This is a genomic window from Azotosporobacter soli (assembly GCF_030542965.1).
In the GTDB taxonomy this organism is placed as follows: Bacteria; Bacillota; Negativicutes; order SG130; family SG130; genus Azotosporobacter; species Azotosporobacter soli.
On record NZ_JAUAOA010000007.1, the window covers coordinates 135,475 to 157,419 of the forward strand.

Genomic DNA, 21,945 nt, shown 5'->3' on the forward strand with positions numbered 1-21,945 from the left:
CTTTTACTTGTTAACTGAACGTACAATCTCCCCGGCAATAGCCGACAATGGAGCAACCTTATCCACCACGCCTAATTCGATAGCTGACTTTGGCATACCAAACACCACCGCCGTCGACTGGTCCTCTGCAATCGTATACCCGTTTCTCCCTTTGATTGCCTGAATGCCTTTGGCTCCATCATGCCCCATGCCTGTCAGAATAACCCCCACCGCTCGGCTGCCATATAAATTGGCGACTGATTCCATCATGGGATCTACCGCCGGGCGGTGACCACCAATCGGCGGTTGCTGGCTGAGACGGACGACTTTACGATTCGCTTCTCTTTCTACTGTCATATGATAATCGCCCGGCGCAATCAAGACCAGCCCCGGTCGAATCACATCATTGTGTTCCGCTTCTTTCACCGTCAAGGAAGAAAGTGAATTCAGACGCTCTGACAGCGATTTAGTAAAACCCGGCGGCATATGCTGCACAATAACCACGCCACACGGAAGATTGCCAGGCAAACGGGTAATGACTTCCTGTAGAGCCCGCGGTCCTCCGGTAGAAGTTCCAATTGCAATGATCTGCTCATCACTTCCTAGATAGGACGATGCGACCTGCACCGGAGGAGGTTTAACGAAAGTAGTCGCGCTTGGTTGGCGTTTTGCCAGTTGTGCGACATTCGCTTTGACAGCCCCGCGGCATTTTTCCAATATTTCAGCACTGATACCGGCAATCCCCGCTATCGGTCCGGCAGCCTTTGCCACAAAGTCAACGGCGCCTAGTTCTAAAGCCCGCAATGTTGCATCCGCGCCGGCTCTAGTCAAACTGCTGACCATGACAACAGGCGTTGGCTCTTCCTTCATTATCAATTCCAATGCTTTAATTCCATCCATAATCGGCATTTCAACATCCATTGTAATCAAATGCGGCTTCAATCGCTTTGTCTTATCTACTGCCTCACGACCATTGCGTGCGGTGTCAATCACTTCAAAATCCGGTTCAGCAGCAAACAAGTCCGATAAAAGCTTGCGCATAAAAGCAGAGTCATCCACAATCAATACTTTAATCATGTCATCATACCACCATCCTGGCCAAATTTCACATGCCTTTTTGTCGTTGTTCTAACTGCTTGCGAAAAATAAAGCGAATTACCTTATCTCGATAATTTTCATTGATTTCAACAAATTTAACCGCAGACCAAAACAATTTTCGATCCTCCTGCGGCTTGAAACATCGCACGACTTCCCCCTGCGCCTGTATCATCTCACCTTCGGGTAGTTCTATGCCGACCTGGAAACGCATTCCTACTGTCAAAGGCTGTGTCGTAATGAGCTGCAAACCGCCTCCCCCCACGTCCTTTGTCGCTGCCTCCAGGGTAATTGTCTGCTCCGGATCATTATCATCAGGATATTCTAAGGTAACCGGCAATGAAATATCGAGTCGCACAAATGCACGTTGCTGAATCTTTTTCATATCGGTTGGTATGGATACAATCCAAACCGGTAACGGACTGATGCGCTTGTTTAACAAAGCACTATGAAAACTATAAATACCAGAATCGTCAAATACTTTTGCATAAAACTCGCGGCCATTTTCCAACATTACCGGAAATCCTTTACTCATCGGCATAGCGATTGCAAGTTTTCCGTCGCTGACTTCTTCAATTCGACTAGGATACTGTTCGACATGATTCCCTTTAGGAAGCACGACACCAAGCCGTTGGTTGACTTTGAAAAAATGTTGCGGATTAATGACAGTTGCCTCCCTTGCGAAAAATACAATTAGCGTATCATGGTCAGAAATTTATCGAAGAATCCTCGTAAACCGCTTGTTGTCTTTACTTCATCGCCTGTGACCATGCGTTCGGCAATCTCCATGATGCATTTGGCTGAAATCGTTCCCGGATAAGTCGTCAAGAGCGGTTTCTGGCTTTTTACCGCCTTCACCATGTTGCGGTCTTCATATACCAAGCCAAGTTCCGTTACCGATACGCCCAAGAAACGCATTGCCACATTCATTAATTTCCCTACGACTAGGTCACCTTCCTCCTTTTCTACGACACGGTTTACAATTAATCGTAACGGCGCGACGCCCTGATAACTGGCATAGGCTTTCATCATGGCATATGCGTCGGTGATTGCAGTAGGTTCAGGCGTAGTGACGATAATCACTTCGTCGGCTGCAATGACAAATTTCATAACACCTTTATTTAAACCAGCTCCCGTATCCACTAGGATGATATCGGCCCAATCGTCACAAACAACCACCTGATGAATAATGTTTTGCAATTGTTGTTCGTTCAAGTTTGCCAGTTGATAGATACCGGAACCGCCTGAAATAAATTTAATGCCGCCCGGAGCATCTACCACGATATCCTGAATGCCAAAGCCTTCTTCCAAGAGGTGCAGAATGTTATAAGGAGCACTGCAACCTAAGACAACATCGACATTAGCCATGCCAAGATCCGCATCGAGAATAAGAACTCGTTTGCCAAGCTGCGCCAATGCCAATGCCAAATTCACTGTGAAATTGGTCTTGCCTACTCCGCCTTTGCCGCTGGTCACCGTTATGACTTTAGCCTCTGACGCCTGCGCTTTTATAACACTGCTTTTATTTTTAAACGAATTATCCTCGACCATTTTGCGTAATTTTTCAGCCTGATCATTCATCACGTTAATCCCTCAAAATCAAATTTGCTAGTTTCGCGGGGTTGGCCAGTTCAATATCATCAGGAACATTTTGGCCGGTCGTGATGTAAGACAAGCCAACGGGGAAATGATACAAGAGATTTAAAATTAGTCCTATATTGCTCGCTTCATCAATTTTAGTAAACAAAAATTTTTGCGGCGAGCAGATGGAAAAGCGATCAACAACATCGAGCGCATCTTTATACTTTGTTGTAGAACTTAAGACAAGATGCGTTTCTATTCGCGCATCACACTGAAGCAATGCCTGCAATTCCGAAAGTTGATACTGATTTTTGGGACTTCGTCCCGCCGTATCAATCAGGACTAGATCTTTGTCACGATGACGATATAAGGCGCTTTTTAATTCTTCTGCCGTATATACGATGTCGATCGGAACCCCCATAATATCGGCGTAGGTTTTTAATTGTTCCACCGCAGAAATTCGATAAGTGTCTGCCGTGATAAGCGCGACCTTACACCCTTCTTTAACGGCAAAACTGGCTGCCAACTTTGCAATGGTCGTCGTCTTGCCCACGCCTGTCGGTCCAATAAAAGCAGCGACCTTTACGCCGTCTTTAGGAACCATAATTCCTTCGATTCGATGAAAATGATTCTTTATGCGTTCCTTTAACAGCTGCCTTACTAATTGCTGGTCTTTTTCCGCAGTCGCCTCTTCCGCCAGCCCTTGCAAAATATTGTCTGCAATCAACGGATCTACATCATTAGCAAGCAATAACTCGAGTAGCGGTGATTTTTTCTTCCCCATTGTCGGCATTTTTTGCACGACTTGTTCCAGCAATTTTTTCATATTTGCCATTTCAAGTTGTAGTGCAGTTAGCCTTGGCTCGTCGCCGCTCTCCAGCAATTGTTTGACCAAGGTTGGCGAGGGTTGCGCTACTTCCGGACGTCTTTTTTCCACAACGCTAGGTTGCTTGACAGCCGCCGGCTCTACCGCAGCCATAACTTCAAACATCTCCTGGGAAAAGAAGCCCAACACGCCTCCTTTGCGAAAACGACGCGTATGTAAAATGACCGCATCTCTGCCCAACTGACTTTTCACTTGCGCCATGGCCTCTTGCATCGTCATTGCGGTAAACACTTTTACCTTCAATTTACACTTTCACCATCCCTAATGATTGTACTTCCACTTTAGGGTCCAATTCGGCATATGATAAAACCACTATGCTTGGTATAGAACGCTCAATCAACTTATAAAAAGATAGTCGAACCGCCGGACTTGCCAAAACTACCGGCAGATACCCCAGATTCGTCAGTTTAGGAAGTTCAACCGATAAGCTCTGCAAAAGAGTTTGCATGACACTAGGCTCAAGAGCCACATAAGAACCGCTTTCTGTTCGCTGTACAGCATTTGAGATCATCTGCTCCAACTGCGGATCCAATGTCACACAAGACAAAACATTCGCCGCCGCATATTGGCGGGAAAGCTGTCTAGCCAACGCATGTCTCACGTATTCGGTCAAAATTTCCGTGTCCTTCGTCAATGCGGCATAATCGGCCAGGGTTTCAAGAACCGTAACCATATCGCGAATGGACACCCGCTCACGCAACAGATTGGCCAAGACTTTTTGAATATCGCCAATCGCCAGCATTGCCGGGGTCAACTCCTCGACAACCGCAGCATTCGTCTCTTTGACAGAATCCAAGAGCGTCTGCACTTCCTGGCGTCCAAGAATCTCCGCCGCATGAACCTTGATAATTTCAGTCAGATGCGTTGCCAGGACCGACACCGGATTTACAACCGTATAGCCGGCCAGTTCCGCTTGTTCACGCTGACTTTCCTGCACCCAAATAGCCGGAAGACCAAAGGCAGGTTCAATCGTTTCCAAGCCAATCACATCTTCAGCTACAGCGCCTGAATTCATCGCTAAATAGTGGTCAACTAGTAATTCTCCTTTTGCGATCTCAATTCCTCTTAATTTAATGATATATGCATTCGGTTTCAGTTGAATATTGTCACGAATTCGAATTGTCGGTACAATCAAACCCATTTCCAGCGCACACTGACGCCGGATCATAACCACCCGATCAAGCAAATCGCCGCCTTGCGCTACATCTACCAGCGGTATCAGGCTATAGCCGATTTCAAGTTCGAGCGGATCTACCTGCAGCAACGATACAATATTTTCCGGTTTGCGTACTTCTTCATTTTCACGTTCTTCTTCATTTGTTACCTGCGTTTCAGCAGCCTCACGCATCGACATCCGCAAGCCATAACCAATCGCAAAAGAAGTCAACGATAACGTCATAAACGGAATTCCCGGCAATCCAGGTACAAGGCCTAACATCGCCAATACACCGGATGCAATGAAGAAAATACGCGGATTCGTAAAGATTTGGCTGACCAGGTCATGTCCCAAATTTCCATCCGATGCCGCACGCGTCACGACAATGCCTGTCGCCGTCGAGATCAAAAGCGCCGGAATCTGATTAACGAGGCCTTCACCGACGGTAAGCAGCGTATAGCTTTGCAGCGCCTGGACAACGCCAAGATTGCGCTGCACCATGCCAATGATAAAACCGCCGACAATATTGATAATGATAATAATGATTGCCGCCATCGCATCGCCTTTGACGAACTTGCTCGCACCATCCATCGCGCCGTAAAAATCCGCTTCGCGCTGGATATTGACTCTTCTTGTCTTAGCTTCCGCATCCGTTATCGCGCCCGAGTTTAAGTCGGCATCAATGCTCATCTGCTTACCAGGCATCGCGTCCAACGTGAATCGCGCCGCGACTTCAGCAACGCGCTCCGCGCCTTTCGTGATAACGATAAATTGGATGATAACCAAAATGATAAAGACAATAAAACCAACAACCGCATTACCGCCGACTACGAAATTACCAAAGGCCATGATCACTTCACCGGCGTATCCATCTAGCAGTATTAAACGAGTCGAGGATACGTTTAACGCCAAACGAAATAAAGTGGTGATCAGCAGCAGCGAAGGAAAGACAGAGAACTGCAACGGCTCCGTATTATATACGGCAATCATGACAATGACCAAAGCAAATGTGATATTTAAAGACAAAAGTAAATCGAGTAAAAACGAAGGCAAGGGAATGATCATCATAATGACAATCGTAATAATGCCTAAGGCAACAACAATGTCACTGTATTTTGCTATGCGGGCTAAACCGCCACTTAGAGAAGTTGTTTCAACAGACAAACCTCTTCGCCCCTTTATCACTAAACTACGATAATTTATGCTTCAAGCGATATACATACGCTAGAACCTCGGCAACAGCCTGATACAATTCAGGCGGTACAACGTCACCTACCGAAGCCATCGCATACAAAGCTCGCGCCAACGGTTTATTTTCCATAACCATTACCTTGTTATCTTTGGCAATCTCTTTAATTCGCTGTGCAATCAGATCCTGTCCTTTTGCCACAACGACTGGTGCCACCATGGTCTTGTCATATTTCAATGCCACCGCATAATGCGTTGGATTCGTAACAACGACATCTGCCGTTGGAACTTCCTGCATCATTCTGCGCATAGCCATCATTCTCTGTTTTTCTTTGATCTTTCCCTTTATTAAAGGATCCCCTTCCATCTGTTTATATTCTTGTTTGACTTCGTCCTTGCTCATTTTCAAGCTTTGATTGTGTTGCCACAATTGATATACATAATCAATCCCTGCAAAAAATAAAAACACACCGCAAATTTGAAAACAAAGACTGAGCAGCAAACTTGAAATCATTACAATAGCATCGGCCAGTTCAACCGTAATTAAAGCGGGGATTTTGTCTGCTTCTTTCAATAAGAACCGATAAATGAAGGCGCAAACCACGGTAACCTTAAACAAAGATTTTGCCAGCTCCGCTAATGATCGGACGGAAAACATACGACCGAATCCCGCAATGGGATTTAGTTTTTCCAAACTCGGCTCCAATACCTCAAGAGAAAACATAAAACCGACTTGCAATATATTCGTTGCAATCGATACGATGAGTAAAATAGCCATGACTGGCATGGCTGCTTTAAACAACACCCAAATACCTCCGATAAACAACTGACTGACCATTTCGATCGTCATGTCATTCATCGCCAAATTTTCAAAACAAGTTCGCATATAAATGGACAGTTCTTGAAATATATGCGTCCCTAGTCCTTGCAAGGCAAACAAGGCCGCCAATAATCCCAAGGTGGCGTTAAGCTCCATACTTTTAGCGACTTGGCCTTTTTGTCTGGAATCCGCTTTGCGCTTGCTCGTAGGCTCTTCCGTTTTTTCACCGGAAAAAAGCTGCAGATCAAACGTCCATATCGGCCTTGGCTCAACCAAAAATCGATAAAACATCATATACGTTCTTATACATCCCATTAAATGCTTTCTCCAGAAAAAAAATATAAAAAGGCAATACTAACGATAATACGAAGATACCTGCAAATATTTTTGCCGGTACGCCGACGATAAAGATATTCATTTGCGGCATTGTTCGTGATAAAATCCCTAATGAAATATCAATCAACAGCAATGACGCTAAAACCGGTAATGAGATCTGAATTGCAATTAAAAAGATCCCTTTCATTAAACCAACCACAAATTGACTGATTGCTGCATTAAAAATAACCCCGGTCATAGGAATTAATTTAAAACTGGCAACCAATGCTCCTAATACTACATGATGGCCATTAAGTGCCAAGAAAACCATAATGGCTAGAATATAAAGAAAGTTACCGACTAGCGGCACCTGGTTGCCCGATTGAGGATCAATAACATTGACGATGCCGAAACCGATTTGCGTATCTAATATTTGACCGCACATTTGAATCGAAGTGAAAACCAGTGAGCTGACAAAGCCAATAATCATGCCCGCTACAAATTCACTCGCCACTAGAAATAAGTAAGGCAACCATTGCTCCGGAATGGGAATGCCCGGTTGATAAACCATTGGATACAAAATATAGGTTACAGCCAACCCTAGCGCCACTTTTACATGCCCAGGGACATTGCGGCTGCCGTATACCGGAGTGAGAAAAAAGATTCCCGACACTCTGACAAAAACCAGTAAAAAGACCGCTACCTGATCCTGTACCAAAGAAAACAAGTCAATCATAACGTCGTCAACCCTTTATCGGATAAGATACGGCAACCGCACTAACAGTTCCCGCGTGTAATCCACCAACATAGCCAACATCCAAGGGCCAAAAACCAAGACCGCCACAAATACGGCAATGATTTTAGGAATGAATGCCAGCGTCTGTTCCTGAATTTGCGTAGTGGCTTGAAAAATACTGACCACCAAGCCGACCAACAAACCTAAACCCAGCATGGGCGCTGCAATCAGCATAACCATCATCAATGCATCGCGGCCTAACTGTATTGCTAAATCCCCAGTCATTCTTATTTCCTTTCCACGTCTTTTAATGAAAGCTGGTGACGACAGAACGTATTACCAAATGCCAGCCATCCACCAAAACGAACAATAACAATTTGAACGGCAATGATATCATAACCGGCGGTACCATCATCATGCCCATCGCCATTAACGTACTTGCGATTACCATGTCAATCACGATAAAAGGAATATACAACAAGAAACCAAATTGGAACGCCGTTTTAAGTTCACTGATAATAAATGCCGGTATCAATACGGTTGTCGGTACATCTTCCTGTACCTCCGGTCGCGGGCCATCCGATAAATTTACAAATAGCGCCAGATCATTCTCCCGGGTCTGTTTAAACATGAACTCTCGCATCGGTTTAAGGCCTTCCGTCATTGCGGCTTCTTGGGACAGGCTTCCCGCCAAAAAAGGCTGCAGCGCATTTGTATTCACCTGTTCGAAATAAGGCGACATCGTAAAAAAAGTAATAAACAGCGCTAATCCGACCAGAATCTGATTCGGCGGCATCTGTTGAGTGCCCATGGCGCTGCGTAAAAAAGACAATACAACTATAATTCTGGTAAAGGATGTCATCATAATCAAAATCGACGGAGCCAGCGCCAACACAGTCAAGGTAAACAACACCTGCAAACTGAGTGCCACGTCTTTTGGTGAAGAAGCGGCTTCCACTCCGACATTAATATTGGGAACAGGCACAAACGGCGCTGCCTGTACAGCCTGTCCCCAACACATCAAGTAAACCAACAAAACTAAACAACTTATTTTTTTCGCGTAATTAATCGTTTTACTCACCATTTTTATTCTCGTGCTCCTGTTGCCCACGTTGTTGACGTGAAAAAACTTTAGGAAATCGATTCGTCATTTGCTGTAACGATTGCAGCTGGCGTTGTAGAACATCATCAAATTCTATATTTTCAACTTGTTGCTGCGCTTCGTTTTTTAACTTCTCAACTTCCGCCGCTTCAACAATTTCAGTTAATAAGACAATAGAAGTTTCTGTCACGCCTAAAACCAAAACCTTGCCAGCGGCATCGACAATCGATACCGCTTTATTTTGCCCAAGTGGAATGGTTTGCAAGACACGATTATTGGTTATTTTAAGCCAACCACCTCCACCTGCCATACGGGCGCCTAAAAAACGCGAGGCAAAGTAAGCCATAGCCAGTACTGCCGCAAACGTCAATATCAAGGATATCACATAGGTTAAAGTAGAAAACCAAGAACTCATCCCCGTTGGTTTAGGCTCCTGATACTGCAAGTATTCGCCGCCGCTTCCCGCTGCTTCTAAGGAGCCGTTTAACATTACCAACATTATGCAAAAAGCCGCACACAAAATAATTTGGCCTATCCGTTTACCTTTATCGGCACACCCGTTCATTTTAGCCAAGAGCTTTCCGAACGGCTTCCAAGACACGGTCAGGTTGGAACGGTTTTACGATAAAATCACGCGCTCCCGATTGGATTGCTTCGATAACCATTGCTTGTTGGCCCATCGCACTACACATAATTACCTTAGCAGCCGGATCCAGTTTTTTAATTTCCTTGACTGCCGTAATCCCGTCCATTTCAGGCATCGTGATATCCATCGTCGTCAAATCCGGTTTCAACTCTTGGTATTTTTCAACCGCCTTTTGACCATTTTCCGCTTCCCCGACTATTTCATACCCATTCTTGCTCAAAATGTCTTTAATCATCATACGCATAAATGCTGCGTCATCTACCACAAGTACCTTTGCACCCATTAATTATACATCCCCCTTTATACTGTTACTCTTTTTTATTGTTACTATAAAACCATTATAAGTTTTTTCCACACTTTAATCAATTTTTATTGGATCGTGTAGGCTCTTTCTAATGGACTCACGATATCCGTAATCCGAACACCGAAGTTTTCATCAATGACCACGACTTCCCCTTTAGCAATCAACTTACCGTTTGCCAGAATATCCACCGGTTCGCCAGCCAGCTTATCAAGTTCAATAACCGATCCGGGCGATAACTCCAGTATCTCACGAATTAGTTTCCTTGTCCGGCCAAGTTCTACCGTTACCTGTAACGGAACATCCATGATCAGGTTAATATTGGTGTCGCCGCTCATCATTGGCGGCGCCATCAGTGGCGCAAACTGCACCGGCTGTACATTAACATTTTGCGGTTGCCGCTGCTGTTGCTGTGGTTGTTGATAGACCGGAGCGGCCCCTTGTTGTTGTTGTTGCTGCTGCTGTTGCTGAGGCGCCTGAGCCGCGGCTTGCGGCTGTTGGGCCGGCTCTTGCACTCCACCCATAAGATTTCCCACCATCTCTTTCGCCACACTGAGCGGCAAGATTTGCATGATTTCACTGTCGATCAAATCTTCCACTTCCATGCGAAATGCGACCTTAACGATATTCTCCGACATCAGCAAACTGTTGGAAATGTTGATGTCATCCGCAAAATCAACGAGCGTCACATTAGGCGGTGAAATATCAATCTTCTTTTTAAAAACAGTGGACATCGATGTGGCTACCGAACCCATCATTTGATTCATCGCCTCACCCACAGCGCTCATATACAATTCATTGAGCTGCGTTGGAGGGTTGGTTCCCTCACCGCCCATCATCAAATCCGAAATAATCAGCGAATCCTGTTCGCGAATTGCCAACAGATTTGTTCCATTTATCCCTACCGTATAGCCGACTTCAATCACTAAGTACGGCAGCGGATACTGGCTACGGATTTCTTGCAATGTGGATATCGAGACGCGGGGCGTAGTAATCGAGACGCGCCGACCAAGCAACACCGACAAAGAAGTCGCCGCACTCCCCATGCAAATATTGCCGATTTCGCCCAATGCATCCTGCTCAATTTCCGATAGGCTATTTGTCCCGGCATTGCTTGCTGCAGCATCAGGTTCCCCACGCAATAACGCGTCTATCTCTTCTTGGGACAGGAATCCGTCATTCATCGTTATCATCTCCTTCGGAAATCACTCCGGTAATCTGAACAGCCATTCGATTACCAGCTAAGCCAGGCTTACATTTGAATTTTTCCTTCCGCCCGACAATGAGACTCAATTCTTCTTCCGACTTTTGCTCCAGTTGCAAAACATCATTCAAGCAAAGTCCTAATAGCTCCTGCACGGTAACCGTAGCGCGTCCCAACTCAACATTCATCGGAATCAGCGTACGTTCCAGTTTCTTTTGAATGGCACTGATATGTTCAGGCAAAGACTGTCTGGCCACGGATGATGATACCCAAAACGTCGTAGTTAGCTTTGACATAATCGGTTCTAACACGAGATAAGGAATACAAATATTGAAAAAACCTTCCGCTTGGCCAATCTTCGTTTGCAACGTAATGATAACCACCATGTCATTCGGCGGTACAATCTGCGTAAATTGAGGATTCGTCTCGATAACATCCAGGCGCGGATCAATGGCGATTACTTGTTTCCATGCCTCTTGAAGGCTTTCCATCATTTTATTGATGACCCGCTTAACAATCGCTTCCTCAATATCCGTTAAGGAACGTGGTTTCGCCGGCGGGATTCCAGGGCCGCCGAAAAGACGGTCAATGATGGCAAAAACGATATTCGGATTTAACTCCATAATCGCATTGCCTTTCAGCGGTTTCATTTGAAACACGCTGATTACGCTCGGATTCGGCAAAGAGCGGATGAATTCTTCATAAGTAACCTGATCGACCGAGGCCACATCAATATGCACTAAGGTGCGCAAGTGCGCTGAAAAATAGGTGTTAATCAGTCGGGCAAAGTTTTCGTGCAGCATATAAAGCGTTCGGATTTGATCTTTCGAAAACTTATCCGGACGCTTGAAATCATACACTTTGATTTTACGCTGCGTCTGCTCCACTTTCATTTCTTCCGCCGATACGACGCCTGTGGATAAAGCCGACAACAGCTCATCAATTTCCGACTGCGAAAGGACATCCCCAGCCAAACCTATCTCTCCTTTCTTTCCCGTCTATGTTATGACACTGATTGCTACATTACTGCAGTACAAAGTTCGTGATATATACCTCGTACACCTTTTCTTGGCCAAAGGCTTTGTTAATTTCATTCTTCAATAATTCTTTCAACTGATCCTGTTTCGTCGGATCAAAGTCTTCCATGCGTTGTGAACGAAGCACATAGACAACCGTGTCCATGATTTTAACTTCGTTCGGTGTCGGCGCCTTGCCGCCCGGCACCGGTTCCCCTTTATCCAGCTTCATTTCGGCAATCACGCCGACTTTCAAAAACCGACCGCTATTGGCGCCGCCAATATTTATGATTAGCCCTTCCTTGGGATCACCAATCTTAACCATGACTCCCGGATCATGTTGCTGAACCATCGTCTTCGCGCTACCGGCCCCTTTATCGCCAACAATCTTCGTCGCAATAAAATACGAAATACCGCTAGCCAACACAATACCCACCACAACCAATCCGACAATCAATAGAATCGGAGACTTTTTCTTTGCCTCTTTTTCTCCTTCCGCCATATCTGCACCTCCATGTTATAATATCGCATTCCATTATTTTACATATATTTTACCGCATATTGCGGAAAATAGCTCGTTTATATTCTACCGTACGGTAGACCACTTCTTTCATCGCTTCTTCTACCAGTATTTTTCGTCCAGTCGTCAGTGTAATCACAGTATCTGGGGTTTCCTCAATCGTTTCGATCAAATCAGCATTCAGGATAAATTCTTCCTTCGTTTTCAGGCGGGACAACTGTATCATGTGTTTCTGCCTCCTTCTATTTCGGCTAAACAAAGGACAGGGGAAGGGTTACTTCCCCTGCATTCTTAAAACTACCGTTTCAGGTTGACCAGTTCTTCGAGCATCGTATCGGATGTGGTAATTATTTTTGAATTTGCCTGGAAGCCACGTTGGGTAATGATCATATTGCTAAACTCTTGCGACAGATCGACATTCGACATTTCAAGCGCTGCCGGCGTCAATCCGCCGCGACCGCCGCTGTTTGCCTCGCCGACTTTAGCCAAACCGGAGTTGTTCGACTCGATGTAGGTATTGTTGCCCGCCTTCATCAAGCCATTGTTATTGGCAAACGTCGCCATCGCCACCTGGCCCAGTTTCTTGCGTTGATTATTGGAGAACAAGCCGGTCATGACGCCCTGGCTGTCAAACGTTACATTGTTCAAGACGCCCATGCCATAACCATCCGGAGTCATGCTGACCGTAGACGTGGTGTCCTTGCTTTGCGTGATCTTACTGCGGTCAAATGCAACCGTCATCGCATTGGCCCCCGGCACGCTGAACGACAAGGTATTTTCGCCTGCAGCCAATGTAGCATTATCAGGTTCGGTAGCGCATCCGGCCATGATTGTCCCATCGGGTGCGACCGGCGTACCGCCAAGCGCCGTAATCGTAATGGTATTCGCCGTTTGAGCGACATCCTTGCCTTTGTAAGGAATCGTCACGCCATTCGGAAACGCCACGCCGCCCGCCAGATACGTTGCTCCGTTCCAGGTGATATTCGGAATCGTCGCCAACGTAGTATTTGTCATATCGCCGGACTCGGTAATCGCGCAACTCCAACTGGTCGTCGAAGCATTGTAGGTGAAGGTTCCTTTGAACGTCCGCAATGCATTCGTGTTGTCAAATTCAGAAAACCCTATAACTTGTGGGTCCGTACTCGTGGACAATTTCAGGTTTTTAAACGTAACATTCTGCGTTGCATCGCCTAAAGGCCCTGGCGTCAGCGTCTGAATGGTGTTCAACGTACCGTCAGTGTTAAAGTTTAACTGCGTATACTGGTTTGTCATTGCCGGCGCCGAACTGATGCCGGCGACATCCGTCTTGCAAATCCAGGTGTTATCGCCGCTAGCGCCAGCAGCAGCTCCAACATTGACCTTGTAGTATAGCTGCGTCAACAAGTGTTTGTTGCCGAGCGAGTCGTAAATATTTTCCGAAGTCGCCGCACTGTTTCCGTTAACCGTCGAGGAATTCAAATTTCCGGCAAACGTCGCGCTGGTCGTTTGCGTCGCCGGCATCGTGGTGCCGATCGGTTTGACAAGGTTTGACAAGACGCCAGCCGTATTAATATTGCCCAGACTGTCCGCCATCCAGCCCTGTACATGAACGCCGGTACCTGGTACGACATAGTTGCCGGCCGTATCAAATTTGAAGCTGCCGTCACGCGTATAGCTGGTGTTTGAACCGTTTGAGAGAATGAAGAATCCGTCGCCGGAAATCGCCAAATCCGTCGGTACACCAGTCGATTGCAGCGCACCATCGGTAAACTGCGTATCCATGCTGGCAATGCTCATGCCGAGGCCGACCTGCATCGGATTGGTACCGCCGAGATTGCCGTTTGGACCGGCAGCCCCTTGTAACGTTTGGCTTAGCATATCCTGAAAATTAACCCGGCCAGATTTGAAACCGGTGGTATTTACGTTGGCAATGTTATTGCCAACCGTATCCATACGCGTCTGATGGTTGCGCAATCCGGCAACACCAGAGAATAATGAACGCATCATAATAAAACAACCTCCTTATTTTTAAACCTGCTGCTTCAGTCATTCCGCAGCGTCAGACTTCCTCAAAGAGGTCCAGTCTGTTTGAGCCCCTTACACAATCACCGCACTATCGATGTTAGTGAACACATTTTCCTTGACGCTGTCGCCATCGACCGCAGTAATGACCGTCCTGTTTTTCACTCCGACCAGAAAAGCCATTTGATTGTCCATCAATACCAATGTCTCTCTGGATCCTTTCGCTGCCGCCTTATCCACCGCACCTTCCAATTTGCGCATCTGTTCTTGGCTCAATTGAATGTTTCTGCTTTGCAGACGCTGTTGGGCATGTTGGGAAAATTCAACCTTGGCCAATTTTCCGTCCAGGACCTGTCCAAACGATGCTTGCGCATTGCGCGTCGCCTTTGCAGTTGAGCCTGCGTAAGGACGCTGTATGGGAAGAATCGGTTGCTGCGGATACAGGATTCGTTTGTCATCCATGACTGTACTCCTCCAATCCCACTACTCTGTTACGAAAGCACATTTGTTACCTGTGTCACATTGATTTCCGTTTTCGGTCCAACTCGTAACAATACGTTTCCGTCAACCATTCTAACGCCAAGCACTATTGCATTTTTAGTGGTTCCGTCGGTAGCTTTCCACTCGACTTTGTGTCCCATCATTACCGTATCTTGGTTTTCCACTTCGGTAACTTTCCCCACATCAATCGTCGTCGTGCCAAATACGGCATCGCCTACCACCAGTTTTACTTCACCATCTACTACTTTCACTGAACTGACCGTGTCAGCCTGTTCCAGACCAGTTTTAGGATCACTCCAATGTACCATCTTGCCCAGCATGCTGTTCCCCTGGGTTATCAACGCCGACTTATTCAGATTTTGCATTTGTTCAAGACTGGAGAACTGCGCCATTTGCGCGATAAACGCGTCATTTTCCATCGGCTTTAATGGATCCTGATACTGCAGCTGCGTTACCAGCAACTTCAAAAAATCATCTTTGCCCAATGCGCTATTGTCTCTTTTCGTTGTCACCGTTTGGTTAGTAGCAGCACTATTGGATACTCCTGTCACATCAGCCATTGCTCTTCCTCCTTCTTTTCTTCCATTCGATTATACGCGATAATCCACACCATCCGCACTCTCTTCCAGCGCACGACTTAATTCATCGACGCTGTCAAAAAAGTTTTGTTCCGTCTGGTGATTTTGTTGTTGCTGAGACTTGTTTTGTTGTTGTCCATCCTGCCCTTGCTGTTTATCCGGTAAAGAGTTCCCCAAACCTGCATAGATATCAACACTATCCACTTTAAATCCTTGGTTTGCCAAGTCTTGTTTCAGCTGAGGCATTGAAGATTCCAACAGGTGGCGAACCTCCTGGTTATCGGTATGAAACGCAGCGCTAACATTACCGTTATCAACGGAAATGCGCAACGTCATTTCACCCAGATGTTCCGGATTAAGACGAATTACCATTTGTGTGCTGTCTTTCATCGTCACAAGTTTTGCCTGATCGACGATCTGAGTGACCACTTGATATGGATCCTGCGTTGAAACCGGCTGTTGCATGACAACATGCGGTTGTGCGCTTGGCAGCACAGTCTGGAAGGGTTTTGCCTGCGCGTCGAGAACGGAGAAAAACGAGTTTGCCGTTTCTGTCGGTTTGGGAGTCGCTTCTGCCGTCTTTAGCGTTTCCTGCATCTTCGCACTCTGCTCTTGCGCATGTTCACCGCTTTGCCCGTTTGTTTGCTGTTCTTTCATCACGGGTTGCTGCGTCGTTGAAAGATTCGCTTCCTTTTTCAAACTCTGCTCTGCCGCTTCTTTACTAAGCATCGGCTTCTCTTCTACAGTGATTTTTCCCTGCAAGGCAGTTACCGTTGCCTGAACCAGATTGCTGGTCTCAGCAGTTTGCTTAGGCACTGGCGTCTGTTCGACCGCCATGTTCACCGGTTCCTTTTGCAAGTCACCTGCGTTGCCCTGTTGTTGCTCCAGCACTTCAGCCTTCTCAAGTTGTTTGCCCGCAATCTGCTTGACGTCATTTTGTTGCGCCAACGTTTTTTCGCCTTGCTTCTGGTCTACGACCTGAACAGGAACCTGCACCTTACCGTCACTGGGTTGTAACGGTTGCTGCGCTGTTTTGCTCGGCGTTGCCGCATTCGCTTCCAGTGCAGTTTCGGAAAGCATTTGTCCCTGGGTCAGCTGCGCTTGCGCTTGTTCTGGAAGAGGGTTTTTCGCACCTTCCTGTAAAACGACAACCGTTTCAGCCGGCACTCCATTTGCCACTGCACCAACGGCGCTTGGCGTTTCAACGGTTCCAGCCGCTGCCGGGGCTTTAACTTCATTCAGCGTTGGCATAGCAACCGCCGCCATGAGCATGGACAGGACATTGACATCTTGCGCCTGCGTTTTCTCAGTCTCTGGAACATCTTCTTTGCCTTGCATTTCCTGCATCATTTTCCCAAATACCGGATTTGTCGACGCATCTGTTTCTTTTTTACTGGTCACAGCGCCTTTTGCAGGAATTGTTTTGAGTTGCATCGCTATTACCATTTGTACTTCTGCCATTTTTTCACCTCCTTTCTTTGCTCCTAATTTATATGTTGACGGTTCAGTTTGCTTTTGTCGCCGATTCCGGCGTCGTCGCTAACTTCCCCTTCATCATAATCTGCGTCAACGAGGCTGCCCGTTTGGCATCCATCGTAGCCATGATTTTAGAAACCTGGTCTTCTTCCATCTTGTTAAAAATCGCAATGACCGTCGTATCGTCCAACAAGTTGATGATGGGAACGACTTCATCAGGTTTCATTCCACCATACAAACGGGCCAATTTACCAATCGTCTTGGCCTGCTCCTGTTGTTTCATCTTTTCCAGTCTTTGCAATTCGCTGGCATCCAACTTCTTGTTTTCCACCGGCGGCTGCAAAAGAGGATTGACGGCATCGGCAGCCGTTGGTGGAAGCACTTGCGTATTGGCCGTTACCGACTCCGAATCGAGCGGCACCGTTTCAAAATTCGTCTTAGGCTGAACAAGATATTTTCCTACGACTGGATATTCGGCCATTCCCCAACGCTCCGCCATCGTCTGCACATCAAACAACTTTAGGTAAATGCCGGCTGCAAAGCCAACTCCGGCCAATAATAGCAGTAGCAATAAGATCAGCAGCCATTTCAACCAGCCCCTGCCTCGCTTAACCGGCTTATCGGTTTGACCGCCTTTGGCCGACTTTTTCGCATCTATATTTTTCTCATCCAGCTTTTTCGCCTTGTCAGCCATGCACACCTACCACCTTATCTTCGGTCTCGTCACCTACTGGCAATCCGCCATTACCTTATTTACATAGTTTTGCGTCTCAGAATACGGCGGAACGCCACCATAGGATTGAACCGCTTGCGGACCTGCATTGTATGCGGCTACCGCTTTTTTCACATCACCGCCAAAGGTTCCCAGTAATTCTTTTAAGTATCGCACGCCGCCATCCACATTTTGCCGTGCATCAAAAGGATCTTTTACTCCAAGCCCCTTAGCAGTATCCGGCATCAGCTGCATTACGCCGATCGCGCCTGCCGAGGAAACAACGTTTGGCGAAAAGTTTGACTCTGTTTTTGCTACAGCCAGAGCTAACTTAGGATCTACCCCATGCTGTTTGGCCGAAAACTGCAACATTTTGACAACATCCTGCGTCGACGGATCATAACTTTTTTCATTTACTGCGGTCGCCTGCTTAAGCGCCGCTGCAAACTCTCCATTTTCTGGAGCAACGGACGTGGATGCCGCCATTCCAAAACGCTGTTCGATGGCCGCCATCCGCTGCATCACTTTTGACATTCCATCCATTTCATTCCCACCCTTATCGATCACGCACATAGAGTTGCAGGCCGATTTCATCGAGCGTTTTCTGTTCTTCGGCTAACCACTCTTGCTGATACTGCTGATATTTTTTCTCTCTGACTTTTTCCACGACTTTTTCCTGTTTTAACGCTTCAGCCAGCGCCTTGAGACATGCGTCGTGCCGAACTGCCGCCGCTGCAATTTGTTTTTTTTGTGAATGAATATCTTCTCTTAACTTATCGAAATATAATTCATACAGCTTAAACATTTCAACAAGATTCGCCGCCCCATTTTGCCTCAGCTCGCGCAAACTGCTCATGTTTTCCTGCCATTTGCCTTCTAACATCTGCAACACTTGCTGTTCTTGACGCAATATTGCAGCCGCCTCCAATAAATTTGCCTGCGCCTGTTCTTTTTGCATCGTTCGATATTTCAGCAAAGCCTGCAGGCGAAATCGAAAGGCATGCATGAGTCAGTTCACCCCGTTCCTAACGGTAGCATCCTTGCCAGCGTTTCTTCCATTCCGACTTGTTCGTATACTTGTTGCTGCAAAAATTCCTTGATTAATTGGATCATATTCACAGCATGGTCAATCTGCGGATTGCTTCCGGCAACATAAGCGCCAATGTTGATCAAATCTTCCGCCTCACGATACGTTGCCATGACCGACTTGATTCGTTGTGAAGCCGAATAATGCTCTTGGTTGACGATTTCAATCATAACCCGGCTTACACTTGCCAGTACATCAATCGCCGGATAATGGTTCTGCGCTGCGATGGCCCTCGATAATACGATGTGTCCATCTAAAATACTGCGCACCGCATCGGCGATTGGTTCGTTCATATCATCGCCGTCAACCAGCACCGTGTAAATGCCAGTGATGGAACCGCGTTCTCCGGTACCTGTTCGTTCCAATAGTTTCGGTAAAATTGAAAACACCGACGGCGTATAGCCGCGTGTTGCCGGAGGTTCGCCGACAGTCAAACCTATTTCGCGCTGTGCCATCGCAAAGCGGGTAACGGAATCCATCATCAGCATAACGTCCTTGCCCTGATCGCGAAAATATTCTGCAATGGCGGTCGCGGTCATCGCTCCTTTCAACCGGACCAACGCCGGTTGATCGGAAGTCGCTACCACGACGACAGATCGTTTAATCCCCTCTTCGCCAAGGTCCCGTTCGATAAATTCTCTTACCTCACGTCCCCGTTCTCCCACCAACGCAATGACATTGATATCCGCTTCGGTGTTTCGGGCAATCATGCCCAGCAACGTACTCTTGCCAACGCCGCTACCCGCCATGATGCCAACACGCTGCCCTTTGCCCAATGTCAAAAGGCCATCAATCGCCCGCACTCCGACAGTAAGCGTCTCTGCTATGCGCGGCCTCGACATTGGCGGCGGCGGCACATTGTGCAGCGGATAGAGCTGGCCGCCCTCGAGAGGCCCTTTCCCATCAATCGGGTTACCCAGTCCATCGAGAATTCGCCCCAAAAGATGCGGTCCTACCTGAACTTTGAGCGTCTGGTTAGCGGAAAAGACTTCACACCCCGGCCCCAAACCATGCATCTCACCAACCGGCATCAAAAGAACCCGCTCATTGCGAAAACCAACCACCTCAGCAGGAATGACCTGATCATCATTGCGCGCTCGGATGTAACAAAGATCACCCAGATTAACGCTCGGCCCCTGGGATTCGATGACTAAGCCGACAATTTGCGTGACCTTGCCGCCAACCTTCATCATTTCGCCGGTTTGAATGGCACCTATATAGCGTTCTGCATTAAATTCCATCACGGCATAACTCCCTGTAGCGCTTTCTTGACATTTTCCAATTGCGTATCAATTTTTGCATCCACGTTGCCATAGGGCGTCTCAATAATGCAGTCTCCTTTTGCCAGAGTACGGTCAGCTGTGATTGTAATTCCCTGATCCCGGCCAAGCATCATTTGCAGATCATGCTTGGCATGCAGCAACACCTCATAGTCTTCCGGTTCGACTCTGATATTGAATTCATCTTGATCTTTTACTTTGGCTAACGCCGTTTTCACGATCGGTAGTATGACCATCGGATTTTCTTCTATTTCCCGAGCTAACACTTTACTGGCTATAGCCAGTGTAAGCTCAATAATTTGACGTTCTGCTGCCAATATCATTTCCTGGCCTTCAAATTTTGCCGCCGCAATTAATTTTTCGGCTTGTGCGACAGATCGTTGCAGTTCGTTTGCCATTTCTTCTCTTACAGCAATCTGCGCAGCCTGCTCTCCGGCTTCATAACCGGCCTTATAGCCTTCATTTCGCGCAAATTCCTTCACGTCCTCAGCCTGAACGGCAGCCTCATCAAGCATGGTCTGCGCTTCGGTCTTAGCTTCATCACGAATGGTTTCCGCTTCACTATGAGCCAGTTTCATCATTTCATCAATGATATGTCGCGCTTCTTCTTCCATTGTTTCTGCCGTGACTGCGTCTTCGTCCGTTCCCGAAGACGCCAACTCACGGTGCGTTTCTTCCATTGCCGGAGCAAGGGGAAACGGCACCGCCACAATATGCGGCGCCTCATTCAATGAAACATACTTGATAATCTTAGACAATAATCTCGTCTCCTTTGCCACGGGACACTACAATTTCTCCCGATTCTTCTAGGCGACGAATAACGTTGACAATCTTTTGCTGCGCTTCTTCGACATCGCGGATTCTGACCGGTCCCATGTACTCGATCTCTTCCTTCAACATCTCGGACGCACGCTTTGACATGTTCTTGTAGATTTTCTCCCCAACTTCGCCAGAAGAGCCTTTGAGCGCCAACGCCAAATCTTTGGACTCGATTTCACGCAGCACCAGCTGCAACGAACGGTCGTCAAGCAATACGATATCTTCGAAGACGAACATACGCCGCTTGATTTCTTCTGCCAATTCGGGACTTTGAATCTCCAAGTTTTCAATGATCGTACGCTCTGTCGTCCTGTCAACACGGTTCAAGACCTCTACGATGCTGTCGATGCCGCCCGCGGCAGTGAAATCCTGCGTAACCAGCGAAGACAACTTTCGTTCGAGAATTCGTTCCACATCCTTCAAGACGTCCGGCGAGGTTCGATCCATCGTCGCAATCCGCTTTGCAACATCCACTTGCCGCTCTGACGGCAATGAAGATAGAATCGTCCCTGACTGCTCCGGAGACAAATACGCCATGATCAGGGCAATCGTTTGCGGATGTTCGTTTTGAATGAAGTTCAACAACTGCGCCGGATCCGTTTTGCGTGCAAAATCGAAAGGCCGAATCTGCAAGCTCGAAGTCAAACGATTGATAATCGCAACCGCCTTGTCGGACCCCAGCGCTTTTTCCAGTACCTCCCGCGCATAATCGAGACCACCGGAAGAAATATAATCCTGCGCCATGGCCATTTGAAAAAACTCGGCCAACACTTTATCTTTTTGTTCCTGCGATACTTTACGCTGATTGGCTATTTCCAGCGTAATTTTTTCAATCTCGTCTTCGCGCAAATATTTAAAAACCTGCGAAGAAACTTCCGGACCTAATGCGATCAGCAGGATGGCGGCTTTTTGCTTATTGTTCATTTCAGTAGACTGATACATATCC

The 21,945-nt window shown here is 46.9% G+C and carries 25 protein-coding genes; all 25 read right to left on the reverse strand.

Annotation, left to right across the window (positions count from 1 at the left end; all coding sequences use genetic code 11):
- Positions 1-3: 3 nt before the first annotated feature.
- The 25 genes from QTL79_RS08865 to fliG all read right to left on the reverse strand — a co-directional run bounded on the left by QTL79_RS08865 (position 4) and on the right by fliG (position 21,941).
- Positions 4-1,056 carry a protein-glutamate methylesterase/protein-glutamine glutaminase gene (locus tag QTL79_RS08865; RefSeq protein WP_346354609.1) on the reverse strand — a complete coding sequence of 351 codons (1,053 nt, stop codon included), beginning with the start codon at positions 1,054-1,056 and terminating at the stop codon, positions 4-6.
- A 28-nt stretch (positions 1,057-1,084) separates the two neighbouring features.
- Positions 1,085-1,789 carry a flagellar brake protein gene (locus QTL79_RS08870; protein ID WP_346354650.1) on the reverse strand — a complete coding sequence of 235 codons (705 nt, stop codon included), beginning with the start codon at positions 1,787-1,789 and terminating at the stop codon, positions 1,085-1,087.
- Entirely contained in the window at positions 1,768-2,655 is an 888-nt protein-coding gene (locus QTL79_RS08875) for a MinD/ParA family protein (protein WP_346354651.1), read from the reverse strand. The genes QTL79_RS08870 and QTL79_RS08875 overlap by 22 nt, the downstream gene beginning before the upstream one ends.
- A 4-nt stretch (positions 2,656-2,659) precedes the next feature.
- A complete protein-coding gene (gene flhF, locus QTL79_RS08880) occupies positions 2,660-3,772 on the reverse strand; it encodes a flagellar biosynthesis GTPase FlhF (protein ID WP_346354652.1) in 1,113 nt (370 codons plus the stop codon).
- A 13-nt stretch (positions 3,773-3,785) separates the two neighbouring features.
- Positions 3,786-5,861 (reverse strand): flagellar biosynthesis protein FlhA, encoded by a 2,076-nt coding sequence (flhA, locus tag QTL79_RS08885; RefSeq protein ID WP_346354610.1) that lies wholly within the window; start codon positions 5,859-5,861, stop codon positions 3,786-3,788.
- Positions 5,862-5,886: 25 nt separating this feature from the next.
- Positions 5,887-7,020: a flagellar biosynthesis protein FlhB gene (gene flhB, locus QTL79_RS08890; RefSeq protein ID WP_346354611.1), complete on the reverse strand. Its 1,134-nt coding sequence runs from the start codon at positions 7,018-7,020 to the stop codon at positions 5,887-5,889.
- The gene (fliR, locus tag QTL79_RS08895; RefSeq protein WP_346354612.1) at positions 6,974-7,756 is read right to left on the reverse strand and encodes a flagellar biosynthetic protein FliR; all 783 of its coding nucleotides are present in this window, start codon (positions 7,754-7,756) and stop codon (positions 6,974-6,976) included. The genes flhB and fliR overlap by 47 nt, the downstream gene beginning before the upstream one ends.
- Before the next feature lie 15 nt (positions 7,757-7,771).
- Entirely contained in the window at positions 7,772-8,041 is a 270-nt protein-coding gene (fliQ, locus tag QTL79_RS08900; protein WP_346354613.1) for a flagellar biosynthesis protein FliQ, read from the reverse strand.
- Between the two features lie 22 nt (positions 8,042-8,063).
- Complete coding sequence (gene fliP / locus QTL79_RS08905; protein ID WP_346354653.1) at positions 8,064-8,777, reverse strand: flagellar type III secretion system pore protein FliP; 714 nt, start codon at positions 8,775-8,777, stop codon at positions 8,064-8,066.
- Between the two features lie 52 nt (positions 8,778-8,829).
- A complete protein-coding gene (locus tag QTL79_RS08910) occupies positions 8,830-9,357 on the reverse strand; it encodes a FliO/MopB family protein (RefSeq protein ID WP_346354614.1) in 528 nt (175 codons plus the stop codon).
- A 67-nt stretch (positions 9,358-9,424) separates the two neighbouring features.
- Entirely contained in the window at positions 9,425-9,787 is a 363-nt protein-coding gene (locus QTL79_RS08915) for a response regulator (protein WP_346354615.1), read from the reverse strand.
- 86 nt (positions 9,788-9,873) lie between these two features.
- Positions 9,874-10,989, reverse strand: coding sequence for a flagellar motor switch phosphatase FliY (gene fliY / locus QTL79_RS08920; RefSeq protein WP_346354616.1), 1,116 nt, complete (start codon positions 10,987-10,989; stop codon positions 9,874-9,876).
- On the reverse strand, positions 10,982-11,983 hold the full coding sequence (gene fliM, locus QTL79_RS08925) for a flagellar motor switch protein FliM (RefSeq protein WP_346354617.1): 1,002 nt from the start codon (positions 11,981-11,983) through the stop codon (positions 10,982-10,984). Before fliM ends, fliY begins: the two co-directional genes overlap by 8 nt.
- 49 nt (positions 11,984-12,032) lie before the next feature.
- Positions 12,033-12,527, reverse strand: coding sequence for a flagellar basal body-associated FliL family protein (locus tag QTL79_RS08930; RefSeq protein ID WP_346354618.1), 495 nt, complete (start codon positions 12,525-12,527; stop codon positions 12,033-12,035).
- Positions 12,528-12,576: 49 nt separating this feature from the next.
- Entirely contained in the window at positions 12,577-12,771 is a 195-nt protein-coding gene (locus QTL79_RS08935) for a flagellar FlbD family protein (protein WP_346354619.1), read from the reverse strand.
- A gap of 71 nt (positions 12,772-12,842) precedes the next feature.
- A complete protein-coding gene (locus tag QTL79_RS08940; RefSeq protein ID WP_346354620.1) occupies positions 12,843-14,531 on the reverse strand; it encodes a flagellar hook protein FlgE in 1,689 nt (562 codons plus the stop codon).
- Positions 14,532-14,621: 90 nt separating this feature from the next.
- Positions 14,622-15,008 (reverse strand): TIGR02530 family flagellar biosynthesis protein, encoded by a 387-nt coding sequence (locus tag QTL79_RS08945; protein WP_346354621.1) that lies wholly within the window; start codon positions 15,006-15,008, stop codon positions 14,622-14,624.
- 29 nt (positions 15,009-15,037) lie between these two features.
- Positions 15,038-15,607 carry a flagellar hook capping FlgD N-terminal domain-containing protein gene (locus tag QTL79_RS08950; RefSeq protein WP_346354622.1) on the reverse strand — a complete coding sequence of 190 codons (570 nt, stop codon included), beginning with the start codon at positions 15,605-15,607 and terminating at the stop codon, positions 15,038-15,040.
- A 30-nt stretch (positions 15,608-15,637) separates the two neighbouring features.
- Positions 15,638-17,086 carry a flagellar hook-length control protein FliK gene (locus QTL79_RS08955; protein WP_346354623.1) on the reverse strand — a complete coding sequence of 483 codons (1,449 nt, stop codon included), beginning with the start codon at positions 17,084-17,086 and terminating at the stop codon, positions 15,638-15,640.
- A gap of 43 nt (positions 17,087-17,129) precedes the next feature.
- A complete protein-coding gene (locus QTL79_RS08960; protein WP_346354624.1) occupies positions 17,130-17,795 on the reverse strand; it encodes a MotE family protein in 666 nt (221 codons plus the stop codon).
- A gap of 33 nt (positions 17,796-17,828) precedes the next feature.
- A complete protein-coding gene (locus tag QTL79_RS08965) occupies positions 17,829-18,356 on the reverse strand; it encodes a lytic transglycosylase domain-containing protein (protein ID WP_346354625.1) in 528 nt (175 codons plus the stop codon).
- 13 nt (positions 18,357-18,369) lie between these two features.
- Complete coding sequence (gene fliJ, locus QTL79_RS08970; protein WP_346354626.1) at positions 18,370-18,819, reverse strand: flagellar export protein FliJ; 450 nt, start codon at positions 18,817-18,819, stop codon at positions 18,370-18,372.
- An 8-nt stretch (positions 18,820-18,827) separates the two neighbouring features.
- Entirely contained in the window at positions 18,828-20,144 is a 1,317-nt protein-coding gene (gene fliI, locus QTL79_RS08975; protein WP_346354627.1) for a flagellar protein export ATPase FliI, read from the reverse strand.
- Positions 20,141-20,938: a FliH/SctL family protein gene (locus QTL79_RS08980; protein WP_346354628.1), complete on the reverse strand. Its 798-nt coding sequence runs from the start codon at positions 20,936-20,938 to the stop codon at positions 20,141-20,143. Before QTL79_RS08980 ends, fliI begins: the two co-directional genes overlap by 4 nt.
- On the reverse strand, positions 20,931-21,941 hold the full coding sequence (fliG, locus tag QTL79_RS08985; protein WP_346354629.1) for a flagellar motor switch protein FliG: 1,011 nt from the start codon (positions 21,939-21,941) through the stop codon (positions 20,931-20,933). The genes QTL79_RS08980 and fliG overlap by 8 nt, the downstream gene beginning before the upstream one ends.
- Positions 21,942-21,945 lie beyond the last annotated feature (4 nt).